Genomic DNA, 14729 nt, shown 5'->3' with positions numbered 1-14729 from the left:
TCAATCTTGGTAAGGTTTTCCGCTACCAGACTTCCATCCGGATTATAAAAATTAATCCAGGTATTCTCATCATTATCAAGAATCGCCGCAACCATTCCATTCGCCGCTATTCGTACCTTCACGATAGAATAAGAAGTAGTAACTGTTCCGGTAACACCTTTTTTGTCACAGATATACAGAGATGTTCCTTCACTGTCAGCGACTACTGCTCTGCTTCCATTTACATCTGCAATTGGATTCTGCATGGTATAAGTCTCGTTCCATACCGTGTTCATACTGGCATCTACCACCGAAACTCCATCCGGGCTGTATCTTAAAATATCCCCGTCCATTTCCACATACTGTGTAGAAACAACATCTTCCTGCTCACTTGTATTCAATACTTTATAGCTATGATAACTTCTCTTTTCCACAAAAACAAAAGCCAGGCAGACAGCCGCAGCAACTGCCGCAACCACGATCACCTTTTTTCCGCCTCGGGAAATTTTCCGACGATGAGAACTCTTCTTTCCGTGATGAGTCCCTTCCTGTACAGCCTGTTCCTGTGCCAGTTTGGCTTTTTGTTTCATAAGCTTTTTACGCTTTTGTTTTTTTTGTATTTTTTTTATGATATTCACGATTGTATTCCTTGCCTTATCTGTTTATTTTCCAGTTATTATAGCACAGCTTATCAGGGTAAAACAATCACCTGCCCCGGATAAATGATCTCATTGGCTGAAATTCCATTCAGTGCACAGATCTGTTCCATAGCCTCCACCGTCCCATAGCGGTTCAGGCTTATCTGATACAAAGTATCTCCCGGACGTATTACATATGTCTTCTGCACATTTTCGGCAGTTGCAGAAGTTTCTTCTGTTGATTTTTTTTCTGTTGAATCTGCCAGCGCATTCTTTTCTTCAGAGCTTTCCTTTTTTTTCTGTTTTTTTGCCTGTTCTGTATCTGCTGATCCGGGTGGAATTTCTGTTACTGTTGTTTCCACAACATTATTTTCCGGACTGTCCGTTTCTTTCTTTTTAGGATCTGCGGCCGGGGTTACTGTGATTCTCTCCCTGCTTTCTGCTTTCACAGAAGGCGTCGGGGTTTGAGTCTCCCGGGCAGCTGTTCCTTCCGTTATCACCGGCGTTATCTGCACCACCGAAGCGGAAGCCGCACGATAATCTTCCGGAACTCCTTTTTTCCCCTGCTGATTACGGTAAAGATTCACACCAGCTACCAGAACTGCCAGCGCCAGACACACTGTGGCCGCATAAGAAAAAACGGAAGTTTTCTCCTCCCGCTCCTCTGGTTTCTTGCTGTCTATGATCTTTCTAAAATTCCTGACAGCCTTGTCCTCTACTTTTTCAGATGCCTTCCCGCCTTCTCTCTGGCTTCGTTCGATCATATATGTCTGCATCTGAGAATTTTTCTCATAATAAATATAATATCCGGTCAGTTTTGCCATTGTGCCGCCATCATAACGGAAAAATGCATCTTCCCGTTCTCCCGGATCCATCAGCATCAGAATCTTTTCTCCCCCAAAATGTCTGAGATGTACTTTCACCAGGAGTTCTGTGACCTCTATTGCTATCTGCGGCTGTGCAAAAAACCATCCCACAATTTCCTGTTCCTGGAAGTATTGTTCCTTGTCATCCTGAATCTTCTGCCAGATTTTTTCCGAAAAATCAATATGTTCCGCCGTTGCCTCCATCCCATCTGCCGCCAGGGCACCCTTTACATAAATGCAGGTCATATCTGTCGTCCATTGGATTTCACCGGTAAGCACTGCCACATTCCCCTGGCTTTCTGTCTCTCCATCCTCTGCAAGACTGCAGAGAAATGTGTATACATAATCTTCTATATAGATCCTGTAATCTCCGTTTGCCAGCCCGATCTGTCTTACGTTCCTCGGCATGGAAAACGGTTCCTGTACTGTTCCCTGATCTTCCTTGTCCTCCTTATAAATGACCTCTATCATCTCATATCACCCCTTCAGCCCCAAGCATAACACAGTAAAAATGCGGATTTTAGCAGAATGTAAGAGCCTATCCACAGAATTTAACGACAGATTACGCACCATGCATATTTTTCCTTTTTTCAGGATATGATAGAGGGAAAAAAGAATCGAGGTTCCCCATGGCTTTTTACATTGATGCCGGAAAAAACGGTTCATCCGGAGAGATTGCTTATCTTCTGAAAAAATGTATTCTTCACTGTCCCAAAAGATGGACTGAAATCGTATTTTTATGTATCGGCAGTGATCGTGTTACCGGAGATTGTTTAGGCCCATATATCGGACACCTGCTTACGCCTCATGAAACCGGTCATATTTTTGTCTACGGTACACTTTCCAGCCCGGTTCATGCCTTAAACCTGGAAAAAATCTCATCACTTATCAAAAAGTTTCATCCCCATGCTCTTGTGATCGCCATAGATGCTTCTCTTGGACAAAAAAAGCACCTGGGCTATGTGACCATTGGAAATGGTGCACTTTACCCAGGTGCTGGTGTTCAGAAGAATCTGCCTCCTGTAGGTGACATCCATATCACCGGCATTGTAAATACTGCCGGACTCATGGAGCATCTTACCTTGCAGACTACACGGCTCTCTACCGTGGTCGCTCTGGCAGATGTGATTGCCGGAGGAATCCTGAAGATCCTCCCTGCAGAAGCAGACTTATCTGCATCAGATCCACACAGCGAACATTCGCATTCCGCTCTGCTGCATGCTCATGCATAAAATCATTCCATAATTTTATGCAAAGTCTTTGATCTGTGTGTAGATACCCTCTGCATCGAGACCGTATTTATGAAGAAGCTCTAATGCCGGACCGGACTCACCGAATACATCATGGATTCCGATACGTTTAACCGGTACCGGTGCCTTCTCAGCCAGGCACTCGCATACAGCTCCGCCAAGGCCTCCGATAATGGAATGCTCCTCAACTGTTACAACTTTGCCTGTTTCTTTGGCAGCTGCAACAACAAGCTCCTCATCCAGAGGTTTGATGGTATGGATGTTGATCACCTTTGCATCGATTCCGTCCGCTGCAAGCTTCTCAGCTGCCTCAAGAGCCGGCGCAACACAAAGTCCGTTTGCGATGACGGTAAGGTCTTTTCCCTCGCGGAGAACGATACCTTTGCCAAGTTCAAATTTATAATCCGGTCTGTCATTGATAACCGGAACGGCAAGACGTCCGAATCTCATGTATACAGGTCCCTGATGCTCATAAGCAGCAGCCACCATAGCCTTTGCCTCGATATCATCAGAAGGGCTTGCAACAACCATGCCTGGAATTACTCTCATAAGGGCAAAATCCTCCAGACACTGATGTGTAGCACCATCCTCACCTACGGAAATACCGCCGTGAGTTGCTCCGATCTTTACGTTCAGCTTCGGATAGCCGATGGAGTTACGAACCTGCTCATAAGCACGTCCTGCTGCAAACATCGCGAAAGTACTTGCAAAGGGAACCTTGCCTGTGGAAGCGATTCCTGCTGCGATGCCCATCATGTTACACTCTGCGATACCGCAGTCAATATGACGCTCCGGGAACTCTTTTTTAAACATACCTGTCTGTGTAGCTGCAGCAAGGTCAGCGTCAAGAACGATAAGATCCTCGTGTTTTTTTCCTAATTCTATGAGGGCACTGCCGTAGCTTGCTCTCGTTGCGATTTTCTTTACTTCTGACATAATGCTTCACCTACCTTCTCCAGATCTTCCATTGCCTGTGCATACTGCTCATCATTCGGAGCTTTTCCGTGCCAGCCTACTGCGTTCTCCATGTAGGAAACGCCTTTACCTTTTACTGTTTTCATGATGATAGCTGTCGGCATACCCTTTGTAGCTCTTGCCTCATCAAAAGCAGCCTTCAGCTGATCCATATCGTTGCCGTCCGCAACATTGATCACATGGAAATTGAAAGCTTCAAATTTCTTGTCGATCGGATACGGGGAGCATACATCTGCAATGTCACCATCGATCTGAAGTCCATTGTTATCTACGATCACAACCAGGTTGTCCAGTTTACGGAAGCCTGCGAACATAGCTGCCTCCCACACCTGGCCTTCCTCGATCTCACCATCACCCAGCAATGTATATACTCGATAGTCATCATTACTGAGTTTAGCAGAAAGAGCCATACCTGCTGCTGCAGAGATTCCCTGACCAAGAGAACCACTGGACATATCAACGCCCGGAATATGCTTCATATCCGGATGTCCCTGAAGATAGGAGCCCAGATGACGAAGTGTTTTCAGATCCTCTTTTGGAAAATATCCTCTCTCTGCAAGTACAGAATAGAGTCCCGGTGCTGTATGTCCTTTGGAAAGGACAAAACGGTCACGGTCTGCCTTCTTAGGATCCTTCGGATCGATGTTCATCTCTTCAAAATATAAATAGGTGAACACGTCTGCTGCAGAAAGGGATCCGCCCGGATGGCCGGCCTTTGCTGCATGGACTGCTGTTACGATATCCTTGCGGACTTCGTTGGCAACTTTCTGAAGTTCTAACTTATCCATGTTATTAATGTCTCCTTTTTTAGTGCCCTGTTGTTCACAGGGAGTTTGTATATAAAAGAGGTTTCAATTACTCACCGAATACTGCCTTGTAATCAGCCTGGAATTTGGCAATACCTGCATCGGTCAGCGGATGATGTGTCATCTGCTCGATTACTTTGAATGGTACAGTAGCGATATCTGCACCTGCAAGTGCACATGCAGTTACGTGCATTGGATGACGAACGCTTGCCGCGATGATCTCTGTCGGGATATCTGCAACTGCAAACATCTCAGCGATCTGCTGGATCAGCTCAACACCATCTGTGGAGATGTCGTCCAGTCTTCCAAGGAACGGAGATACATATGTAGCACCTGCTCTTGCTGCAAGAAGTGCCTGGTTAGCGGAAAAGATCAGAGTAACATTTGTCTTGATTCCCTCAGAAGAAAGAACTTTAACTGCTTTCAGTCCTTCTGTTGTCATAGGAATTTTAACAACCATATTTGGATGGATCGCTGCGATCTCACGTCCCTCACGGATCATTCCCTCAGCATCTGTTGTAGTAGCTTTTACCTCGCCGCTGATCGGTCCGTCAACGATGGTTGTGATCTCTTTGATCACTTCGTTGAAGTCTCTTCCTTCTTTGGCGATCAGGGACGGATTTGTGGTAACACCACAGATAACTCCCATGTCATTTGCTTCTCTGATATCTTCTACTTTCGCTGTGTCGATAAAAAATTTCATTGTTTTTTCCTCCTGTTTACGTTCGTTCTTTTTCTTGATGATTCCATTATAACAAACTCATTGCGGGGGTCAAGACACCTCTTTTTTATTAATAAATATTTTATTAATAAAATATTGTTTTATTAATAGTGTCTGTCAATTTTTTCACCCAAAACAGCTTATCTCCATTTTTATCCGATTCGAATATCGCCGTAATTATCGTGGCTATCAAGATTTTTATTCGAATGTATCATGGAAACTCTCTCTATATATTATTATTAATAATTTATGCGCCATTATTTATTTTTCTGTTCATCAGGCTGGTTTCTGTCCAGTCTTGCATACCCCGTTGTCCGGCGCGTGATCAGTTTCGGGGTATATTCGATATTATACAGGCTGGCAGGTCTTTCATCCAGGTAAAATTTATCATTCGTGTCGATCTTGCGGATAATGATGTCACAGGCATCTCTTCCTTTCAGCGCAACAAAATGATCAATGGTCGTCAGTGAGATCCTGCGGATGCTGGAATAAAAAATATTATCACATCCGATGACTGAAACATCCTTCGGTACATGGAGGCGCATCTCATGCAGTGCATCAATGGCGCCTATGGCCATCATGTCATTCTGGCCTGCGATAGCCGTGAATTTTCTGCCCTCATGGAGGAGCTCCATAGTCAGCTCGTAGCCCATGGCATACTCGGAATCCATCCGCGGGATCTTTCTGTCATTGGACTCATCTGCCGCCTTGATGATCACGTGGTCTTTTTTTCCCTCTTTTTCAAACTCGCGGACAAAGCCCTCCACTCGCTTGGAACGCTGCCACTGACGTCTCGTAAGAGGCGGCGTGATAAACGCCACATCCGTATGTCCCAGATCGAGAAGATGTCTGGCCATCAGCCTTCCTACCACGGTATTATCCTGATTGATGGCATCTACTGTAGTAGTCTTTTCCTTGTTGCTGATGATGACAAGGGGTGTTTCTTTTGCGATCTTTTCTACCTGATGCTGAAAATCCGGATGGGGATTGCAGGTATAAATGATTCCTGCCGGCCGCATGGTCTGCATCATGCGGAGATATTTTTCTTCCAGACCCGCATCTCGCTGGGTGTTGCAGATAAATACCCCGTATCCCTGCTCATTGGCTACAGCCTCGATTCCCTGAAGCAACAGTACATAATAGGGACTGGTGAGTGTGGGGCAGAAAACAACGATCAGCTTTTCTTTTCTGTCATCTTTATGTTTCCGGCGTCCCGGAAGCTCATAGCCAAGTTCTCTGGCCGCCTGTTCCACCCGTTCTACGGTTTCTCTCGAAAAAGAAACATTGTATTTCCGGTTCAGCACCATGGATACGGTTGCCTGGGAAACCCCGGCACGTGCTGCCACATCCGACGAAGTTGCTTTCTTTTTTGCCACCAGTCTCACCTCCTTTGTTGCCTGGGAAAATTTTTTTACCTGATCCGGTTAAAGTTCTACCCTTCCCTCCAGGGCGCGTAGAAGCGTCACTTCATCAATATACTCCAGGTCACCGCCTACCGGAACTCCGCTGGCAATACGGCTTACTTTGATCCCGGTCGGTTTTATCAGTTTACTGATGTACATGGCTGTAGTTTCTCCCTCAAGGCTGGAATTGGTTGCCACAATGACTTCCTTTACATCTCCCTGAAGGCGCTTCATCAGTTCCTTCAGCTTGATATCATCCGGTCCGATTCCAAGCATTGGAGAGATCGCACCGTGAAGCACATGATATACACCATCAAATTTGCCTGTTTTCTCATATGCTGCCAGATCCCTGGTATTTTCAACGACCATGATGGTGCTGTGGTCCCGTTTGGGATTGGCACAGATCGGGCAGAGTTCCTGATCTGTCAGCGTGTAACAGCATTTGCAGTACTGAACATTCTGCCTTGCATCGGTGATGGAAGCGGTCAGCTGCTCCACCTGATCTTTTGGCATATTCATAATATGAAACGCAAGTCGCTGGGCAGATTTGGCTCCGATCCCCGGAAGATGGGAAAGCTGCTCAATGAGTTTATTGATATGGCTGCTGTAATATTCCATCAGAAAGGAAGGCCTCCGCCAAGACCGCCAAGGCCTCCTGTCAGTTTGGACATTACTGCTGCTGACTCGGACTCAACCTGACGGAGTGCCTCATTTGTTGCTGCTGCGATCATGTCCTCAAGCATCTCGATATCATCCGGATCTACCGCTTCCTCGGAAAGTGTGACTTTTGTTATTTCGCGTTTACCGGAAACGGTAACGGAAACAGCTCCGCCACCTACTGTTGCTGTAAACTCTTTTTCCTCAAGAGCCTTCTGGTTCTCTTCCATCTGACGCTGCATTTTCTGCGCCTGTTTCATAAGATTGTTCATGTTTCCCGGCATACCCATGCCAGGGAATCCACCTCTTTTTGCCATAATATTTTCCTCCTGCTTTTATTTTACGGATTTATGACTCATCATCCGGGTCTTCTTCCACTACGATATCCATGTGGATGTTCTCCCGGAGTGCATCGTCTACTGTGATCTGCGCGAGATTGGTGTGCTGATGTTTGTTGGCTACCAGCATATGTATCTCCACGCTCTTGCCTGTCCGGGCCGCAATAATGTCCTTAAGTTCTTTCTGCGCCTCCGGATTGTCTACATAATTCATTCCCAGGAAATCCTGGAATTCCACATAAAGGATGGGATCCCCGGTTTCCCCGTTATACTTGGGGACTGCCCGCTGCAGGGACTGTTTGAAAAGTCCTGTCGTCTGCCCCACGATGGCCCTCCATCCTGCTACGATCTTCTGAAGATCTTCAGGCGCTGCCTTCTGCGGTTTGGACTGCTGTACCGTCGCCCCGTCTGACGCTGCCGCCCCCGGTTCCCCGGCTGTGCCGGCATCGCCTTCCCGGACAATCACCTGCTGCACCGGCCGTTCTTCCATTTGTTTTTCCAGAACACGGAGCCGGTCAAGAACTGAGTCCAGATTGGTCTCCATGGCCGGTCTGCAAAGCTTGATCAGCGCTATCTCCACCAAAACACGTTTCTGGCTTGCAAAACGGATCTGATTGGACAGATCGGAAAAAATACGGATATACCGCATCAGGGTTTCCACATCTGTCATCTCGCTTTCTTCCTTCAGAAGCTTCAGATTCTCGGAAGAAACATCAATTGCCTCCTCCGGATTCTCGGAAGTCTTCACAAGGAGAAGATTTCGCATATACCAGGTAAAATCGGATACAAACTGTCCCAGTTCCCGGCCTCCTGTGATCAGGTCTTCCAGCACATGGATGGAACCGGTCACATCACCGGAAAGCACTTTCCGAAGGAGCTTGCTGAATACCTCTGTATCCACGGCTCCCAGAACGTCCAGGACCTTATCGTAGGTAAGTACCTGTCCCAGATAAAAAGAAATACACTGATCCAGAAGGCTCAGGGCATCTCGCATGGATCCGTCGCCTTTTTTTGCCACATAGCGCACAGCTTTATCCTCCGCTTCCACTCCTTCTGCAGCCAGAAGCTCCGAAAGCCTGGCAGCTATGGTATCAATGGAGATCCTGTGGAAATCGTAACGCTGGCATCTGGACAGGATCGTGATCGGTATCTTATGGGCCTCCGTGGTCGCCAGGATAAAAATAACATAGGAAGGCGGCTCTTCCAGTGTTTTCAGAAGAGCGTTGAATGCTCCTGTTGAGAGCATATGCACCTCATCGATGATGTAAACCTTATATTTGCCCTCTGTTGGACGGTAGGCTACTTCCTCGCGGATCTCACGGATGTTGTCAACACCGTTGTTGGATGCTGCATCGATCTCGATCACATTCATGGCGGTTCCTGCCTGAATGGCTTTGCACATGGCACATTCGTTGCAGGGACTGCCGTTTACAGGATGTTCGCAGTTTACTGCCTTCGCCAGGATCTTTGCAACCGTAGTCTTTCCGGTACCTCTCGTTCCGCAGAACAGGTATGCGTGTCCGATACGGTTCGCCTTGATCTGGTTGGTCAGTGTTGTCACAATATGATCCTGTCCTTTTACATCGTCAAAATTATCGGGACGAAATTTACGGTAAAGAGCAGTATAACTCATAAAACTCTCCTTCTCTTCGCCACAGTCGCCGCGGAAAGACTTCCGCGGCGGCCAGATGACTTATGATTCATTAATCGCCAAAACTGATTCCAATCTGTTTGGCTGCTTTTACAAGCTGATCTTTCGGGGATACCATCTTCAGCTTGCCTGCACATTCAGCAAGAGGAACACGTTTGATTTTGCCATTGATAACACCGATCATAACGCCATATTCCTCATCCATGATCGCCTGTGCTGCGCCTGCACCGATCCTTGTGGAAAGAACGCGGTCATATGCACATGGCTCTCCGCCTCGCTGCATATGACCCGGAACTGTGATACGTACTTCACTTCCGGTTACCTGCTGGATCTGGTCTGCGATCTCATAGGATACAGACGGATATTTCTTTGCTCTTTCCGCAAGCTTTTCTTTGTATTTTTTCTTCGGAAGCTCTGCATCTTCTTTTGAGATAGCTCCCTCAGCTACTGCAAGAATGGTAAAACGCTTGCCTGCCTTGTTACGCTTCTGGATGGCTTCTACAACCTTATTGATATCGTATGGGATCTCCGGGATCAGGATCACATCTGCTCCGCCTGCAACACCGGCATTCAGTGTAAGGCTTCCGACCTTATGTCCCATGATCTCAACAATAAATACACGTCCATGAGATGCAGCTGTTGTATGGATGCAGTCAATGGCATTTGTTGCGATCTCCAGAGCGCTCTGGAAGCCAAAGGTCATATCTGTACCCCAGATATCATTATCAATGGTCTTCGGAAGATGGATGATATTCAGGCCTTCCTCGCGGAGAAGATTGGCGGTTTTCTGCGTTCCGTTTCCGCCGAGGATCACAAGACAGTCAAGACAGAGCTTATAGTAAGTCTGTTTCATGGCCTCAACCTTGTCCAGTCCCTTCTCATCCGGAACCCGCATCAGTTTGAATGGCTGTCTGGATGTTCCGAGAATAGTTCCGCCCTGAGTCAGGATTCCGGAAAAGTCCCTGGCTGTAAGCATACGGTATTTCCCGTAGATCAGTCCCTTATATCCGTCATCAAATCCATAAACCTCAAGGTTCTCAACGCTGTTGCTCAGACCCTTTACAACGCCTCTCATGGTTGCGTTCAATGCCTGACAGTCACCGCCACTTGTCAGCAGGCCGATTCTTTTAATCATAGCGTCCTCCATTCTGTGCCCTCTTATGTGCACATTTTATTTGTTGCTGTCTGCATATAAGACAGATATTCCACCTGACGTATTTCTGCAGAACAACTACTGTACCCTCTCTTTTCACAGAGTTTTACACAATATAATATTATAAAGCATTTTCAGGCAGTGTACAATAGCCAAAAAAGCACGAAAACAGCGAGTGTATTGATTGACTTTACCTGTATCTCATCGTAAAATAAAATTATCAGTAACTTTCGTATGTTTACAGAAAATTTTCGCCAGGAAAGGAGCGTCTTATGAAAAAAATCCTCAAAAAACTATCCTGCGCTTTATTAGCCGCAGCCATGGTATGCGCCATGACTCCTCTCGCCGCCAGTGCAGCGATCAATTATTCCAAAACCCGGATCGTTTATATGCCCACATCCGGAAAGGACTTGGGATACGATGAGATCTCGATCAGCAATATTCCTGCTAAACAGAACATTCTCAAATCCAATGTTAAAGTGGTCAGCGGCGGTTCTGTGATCGCACTGGACTCCTTCGGTTCCAGCAGCTTCAAAAGTACCACGGAGGCTTTCCGCAAGGGTGCAAAACCGTACACTCACTCCGATCATTTCTACAATATCGGTTTTGCCGTTAAAAAGCCCGGAACCGGAAAGATTTCCTTCAAGGTCGGAAACAAAACCTATACTTCCACCATCAAGGTGCTTCGTTATGTCAACCCGTTGAAATCCGTCTCCATCACAGGTGTAAAAGGCAATCTTGCCGGAAAATTCAAAAGCTCCGGCCATAACGCCTTTTGTTACGCCAACAAGGCACAGAAGAATGCTGTCATGAAATGCACTGCTGTAAATGGCTGGAAGATCACAGGCGTTTCTTTCAACAACAACCGGACCCATACACAGTATAGTACCAATTACAACGCCCCTAACAGCGGGGCTTCTTCTTCCACGCTCCGTATCGGAAACCTTTCCGCGAAGCAGTCCGCCTATATCAGCTTCACCCTTCGCAACACCAAAAACGGGGCGGTGCAGTACTGTACACTTAATATGAACTGATTTATTTCGGTCTGTACCTTGACAAATCTGGTTTCAGAGTCTATAATTAAATTCCGCGCAGCCGGGGAGATAGCGGTGCCCTGTACCTGCAATCCGCTACAGCAGGGGTGATGCCAATCTGAGGCTTGTATCTTGTGGAGCAGCCCTTTATAAGTGGCGTTGACGTCTGGGTCTTACGCAACAGGAATCTGTGAACCGTGTCAGGGCAGGAATGCAGCAGCACTAAGCAGAAGCTCTTGTGTGCCGTGAGGGTGCCTGGGCTGAGTTAACTGTAAAGGTAACGTCTGTGAGACCATTCCGAGGTGCGGCGCGCGTAAAAAAAGATTATAATATATGATCTCTATATAAACAGCATTCCCGCCGGGTTCGTCATTTATGACTGATCCGGCGGGATTTTTTTATACAAAAAACGCCGGACATCTGTTCAGAATGCCCCGGCGTTTTCCTGCATGCATATATTATTTACAATATCCGGCAACTACCTGATTGATCAGCTTGCCGTCAGCTTTGCCTTTCAGGTCTCCCATGACTGCTTTCATGATCTGGCCCTTATTTCCGGTTGCAAGAACATCTGCAAATTTCTCCTCGATATAAGCCTTGATCTCCGCTTCATCCATCTGCTTCGGAGCATATTTTGCAATAATGTCATATCTTGCCTGATACTCTTCTTTCAGGTCTGTACGGTCTGCCGGGCAGGTGTCGATCTGCTCTTTGGCTGTTTTCAGCTCTTTCAGGATCACTCTGTCTACCAGATCTCCTTTGATATCATCACGGCATCCCTCATCAATGGCAACTTTTTTTACTGCTGCGATCAGTGAGGAAACGGCCTCCTTGGTCACTTTGTCTTTGGCTTTCATTGCTGCTACCATGTCTTTTCTTAAAACTTCAAGTTCCATTTTGTGGTCCTCCATTTTCTGCTGTTCCATTCTGAACAGCTTTCGTTTTGTCTGAATGAAATCCTTTTCTCCGGAATTTCATTTATGATTTTATTTTGATATTTCCGCGTAATTCTGTCAAGAGAAAATATATCAGAACTTTTGACAGACTCCTATTCTGTTACGTATCTTCTTCCTGTACCTGCTGCCCGGCAAGGCGCTCTGCTTCCTGTTTTTTCAGCATTTTCGCCTGTTTTTTCTTTTCCCGCAATTCCTTAAAAAATGTGGAAAGCATTTCGGAGCATTCCTCTTCCAGCACTCCTTGTGTAATTTTCACCTGATGATTAAAGCCATCGATCTGAAGGAGATTCATCACGGAACCTGCACAACCCGCTTTGGGATTCATACAGCCAATCACCACTTCGTCAATTCTGGACTGTACCAGTGCACCTGAACACATCTGGCATGGTTCCAGAGTTACATACATGGTGCAGCCCTCAAGTCGCCAGTCTCCCAGTTTCCTGCTGGCTTTTCGGATAGCATTGAGTTCTGCATGGGATAATGTATTTTTGTCTGTATTGCGGCGGTTGTAGCCTCTGGCTATGATCTTTCCTTCGTATACGATCACACAGCCGATCGGGACTTCTTCCAGGGCACGTGCTTTTTTCGCCTGGCGGATCGCCTCTTTCATAAAACGTTCCTGATCTGTCACGTTTTTATTCCTCCTGTAACTTTATATCCCGGAAATCCTCCGGCGTTCTTTCTGTTTGATTATAGCCATCCACGTATGATGTGTCAATTTACGGTAAATCCGATGCACGCTTACTCTTGATAATAGTCAAGCGGATATTCGCAATTGAAGCAGGGGACTTACTTGATTTGGTTAAAAAAACGCCACAGAAATTTCTCAAAACATACTCATTTCTGCAGCGTTTTCTTATCTGTTATTATTATTTACTTCTTCAAAAATCGCTTTTATTTCTTCGGCTGTTTCCTGCAGTTTCTGTGCCCGATGTCCCAAAATACGGACAGCAAGATCTCCCTGTACCAGCTGCGTTACACCGCCTTCGCATTCTTTTTCACTTTCCAGAACTTCCCATATCTTTTCCTGCATGTCCATGACCGGGCCGCTTAGAAAAATATTGGCCATGTGGGTATATCCTTCATACATTCCAATCCCTTCCATGTCCATTTTATCGGGCTCATAACGGGTATTATCCCGGTATATCAGCTGCCCGCCCCGTCTGATATTTACCCTGGAGGCAAATTTCCGATACTGAAACCGTTCATCGGATGCTTTTCTTCCGCAGGAAATGATCTCCAGCAGAAACAACCCGGAGCTTTTATCAGCCAGATCAAATTCCATCGTACTTTCAAAAGCCGACTGTGCATAGGGGATCACCGGCTGCGGATAATAGTAAAAAACTGCATTCTTTTCCACTTGTGCCTTCACGTGGCGAACAGCTTTCCCTTCCTTCATTTTGTGGACTTTATCAAAAGACTGTGACAGAAACTCCAGATTGGTTCCTTCTGTCACAGAGAAATCAAATTCCTGCCTGTCTCCTTCCATGATCCCGGCTGATGCACACAAAGGCATCACGGAAATTCCCCCATCTTTCTTTGGAAAAGGATTCATAATCTTGTAAGGCGCTGTAAAAGCCACGTCTTCCAGAATCGTTTTTCCTTTTCTGATACCGGTTCGAAGGGACAGTCTGGACAGTTTCCCAAATTTATTTTCCGTCAAAGGTTGTTCCGCCTTTCCTGCAGATCTTCCAGAAGCACATTCTTTTTAATCCATTCTACAATAGTATCCACATGTTCATCCCCTCGGATATTTGTAAAAACAAAGGGTCTTTCCCCTCGCATTTTTCTGGAATCCCGTTCCATAACTTCCAGACTCGCACCTACATACGGTGCAAGATCGATCTTATTGATCACCAGCAGATCTGACCTTGTGATGCCAGGACCGCCTTTTCGCGGGATCTTATCTCCCTCAGCCACATCAATAACAAAAACAGTTGCATCTACAAGCTCCGGGCTGAATGTTGCGGAAAGATTATCTCCACCACTTTCAATAAAAAGGATCTGGATATCCGGAAAACGCTCCATCATCTCATCCACAGCTTCAAGGTTCATAGAAGCATCCTCGCGGATAGCGGTATGCGGGCATCCACCGGTCTCCACGCCAATGATACGTTCTACCGGAAGCACACTGTTTTTTGCAAGGAACTGTGCATCTTCCTTGGTATAAATATCATTTGTGATAACACCAATGCTGTAATCACCTGCCATCTTTCTTGATAGAGCTTCGATCAGCGCTGTTTTTCCGGAACCTACCGGTCCGGCGACACCAATTTTTACATATGACATAAAAATTACTCCT

General features: G+C 46.3%; 16 protein-coding genes and 1 other RNA gene (1 of these 17 only partly in view). 3 read left to right on the top strand and 14 right to left on the bottom strand.

Going from position 1 to position 14729, the window contains the following annotated elements:
- Both AC04Q6_RS11445 and AC04Q6_RS11440 read right to left on the bottom strand, forming a co-directional pair.
- Positions 1 to 569 carry the 5' end (the start) of a DUF5711 family protein gene (locus AC04Q6_RS11445; RefSeq protein ID WP_118062410.1) on the bottom strand. The gene continues 619 nt to the left of window position 1, outside the view, so 569 of the gene's 1188 nt are visible here — the first part of the coding sequence; it begins with the start codon at positions 567 to 569; the stop codon falls past the left edge of the window.
- Positions 570 to 670: 101 nt separating this feature from the next.
- Positions 671 to 1954: a LysM peptidoglycan-binding domain-containing protein gene (locus tag AC04Q6_RS11440; protein ID WP_119248104.1), complete on the bottom strand. Its 1284-nt coding sequence runs from the start codon at positions 1952 to 1954 to the stop codon at positions 671 to 673.
- A 158-nt stretch (positions 1955 to 2112) separates the two neighbouring features.
- On the opposite strand from AC04Q6_RS11440, the gene yyaC reads away from it, so the two are divergent.
- The gene (gene yyaC / locus AC04Q6_RS11435; protein WP_021977968.1) at positions 2113 to 2715 is read left to right on the top strand and encodes a spore protease YyaC; all 603 of its coding nucleotides are present in this window, start codon (positions 2113 to 2115) and stop codon (positions 2713 to 2715) included.
- 15 nt (positions 2716 to 2730) lie between these two features.
- On the opposite strand, the gene AC04Q6_RS11430 is transcribed toward yyaC, so the two are convergent.
- From AC04Q6_RS11430 to AC04Q6_RS11395, 8 genes are all read right to left on the bottom strand, one after another.
- Complete coding sequence (locus AC04Q6_RS11430) at positions 2731 to 3669, bottom strand: transketolase family protein (RefSeq protein ID WP_244832827.1); 939 nt, start codon at positions 3667 to 3669, stop codon at positions 2731 to 2733.
- The gene (locus tag AC04Q6_RS11425) at positions 3657 to 4505 is read right to left on the bottom strand and encodes a transketolase (protein WP_294420488.1); all 849 of its coding nucleotides are present in this window, start codon (positions 4503 to 4505) and stop codon (positions 3657 to 3659) included. Before AC04Q6_RS11425 ends, AC04Q6_RS11430 begins: the two co-directional genes overlap by 13 nt.
- Before the next feature lie 58 nt (positions 4506 to 4563).
- On the bottom strand, positions 4564 to 5217 hold the full coding sequence (gene fsa / locus AC04Q6_RS11420) for a fructose-6-phosphate aldolase (protein ID WP_015525668.1): 654 nt from the start codon (positions 5215 to 5217) through the stop codon (positions 4564 to 4566).
- A gap of 275 nt (positions 5218 to 5492) precedes the next feature.
- Positions 5493 to 6611 (bottom strand): LacI family DNA-binding transcriptional regulator, encoded by a 1119-nt coding sequence (locus AC04Q6_RS11415; protein ID WP_118062386.1) that lies wholly within the window; start codon positions 6609 to 6611, stop codon positions 5493 to 5495.
- A gap of 48 nt (positions 6612 to 6659) precedes the next feature.
- Entirely contained in the window at positions 6660 to 7256 is a 597-nt protein-coding gene (recR, locus tag AC04Q6_RS11410) for a recombination mediator RecR (protein ID WP_015525667.1), read from the bottom strand.
- The gene (locus AC04Q6_RS11405; protein ID WP_015525666.1) at positions 7256 to 7612 is read right to left on the bottom strand and encodes a YbaB/EbfC family nucleoid-associated protein; all 357 of its coding nucleotides are present in this window, start codon (positions 7610 to 7612) and stop codon (positions 7256 to 7258) included. Before AC04Q6_RS11405 ends, recR begins: the two co-directional genes overlap by 1 nt.
- Positions 7613 to 7643: 31 nt before the next feature.
- On the bottom strand, positions 7644 to 9266 hold the full coding sequence (gene dnaX / locus AC04Q6_RS11400; protein ID WP_244832828.1) for a DNA polymerase III subunit gamma/tau: 1623 nt from the start codon (positions 9264 to 9266) through the stop codon (positions 7644 to 7646).
- Positions 9267 to 9336: 70 nt separating this feature from the next.
- Entirely contained in the window at positions 9337 to 10419 is a 1083-nt protein-coding gene (locus AC04Q6_RS11395; protein WP_021977972.1) for a 6-phosphofructokinase, read from the bottom strand.
- 290 nt (positions 10420 to 10709) lie between these two features.
- On the opposite strand from AC04Q6_RS11395, the gene AC04Q6_RS11390 reads away from it, so the two are divergent.
- Complete coding sequence (locus AC04Q6_RS11390; protein ID WP_119248101.1) at positions 10710 to 11471, top strand: hypothetical protein; 762 nt, start codon at positions 10710 to 10712, stop codon at positions 11469 to 11471.
- 53 nt (positions 11472 to 11524) lie between these two features.
- An RNA gene (gene ffs, locus AC04Q6_RS11385) (signal recognition particle sRNA large type) lies at positions 11525 to 11786 on the top strand.
- A gap of 143 nt (positions 11787 to 11929) precedes the next feature.
- Here the strand turns inward: ffs and AC04Q6_RS11380 are convergent.
- The 4 genes from AC04Q6_RS11380 to ureG all read right to left on the bottom strand — a co-directional run bounded on the left by AC04Q6_RS11380 (position 11930) and on the right by ureG (position 14716).
- Complete coding sequence (locus AC04Q6_RS11380; RefSeq protein ID WP_021977973.1) at positions 11930 to 12367, bottom strand: GatB/YqeY domain-containing protein; 438 nt, start codon at positions 12365 to 12367, stop codon at positions 11930 to 11932.
- Between the two features lie 160 nt (positions 12368 to 12527).
- Positions 12528 to 13058, bottom strand: a complete 531-nt coding sequence (gene tadA / locus AC04Q6_RS11375; RefSeq protein WP_021977974.1) for a tRNA adenosine(34) deaminase TadA — start codon at positions 13056 to 13058, stop codon at positions 12528 to 12530.
- A 225-nt stretch (positions 13059 to 13283) separates the two neighbouring features.
- Complete coding sequence (locus AC04Q6_RS11370) at positions 13284 to 14090, bottom strand: urease accessory protein UreD (RefSeq protein ID WP_021977975.1); 807 nt, start codon at positions 14088 to 14090, stop codon at positions 13284 to 13286.
- Entirely contained in the window at positions 14087 to 14716 is a 630-nt protein-coding gene (ureG, locus tag AC04Q6_RS11365) for an urease accessory protein UreG (protein WP_021977976.1), read from the bottom strand. Before ureG ends, AC04Q6_RS11370 begins: the two co-directional genes overlap by 4 nt.
- Positions 14717 to 14729 lie beyond the last annotated feature (13 nt).

It is taken from the genome of Blautia sp. HA9023, from assembly GCF_056504095.1.
The sequence above is the reverse complement of the archived record's forward strand: the minus strand, read 5'-3'. Positions and strand labels throughout refer to the sequence as shown.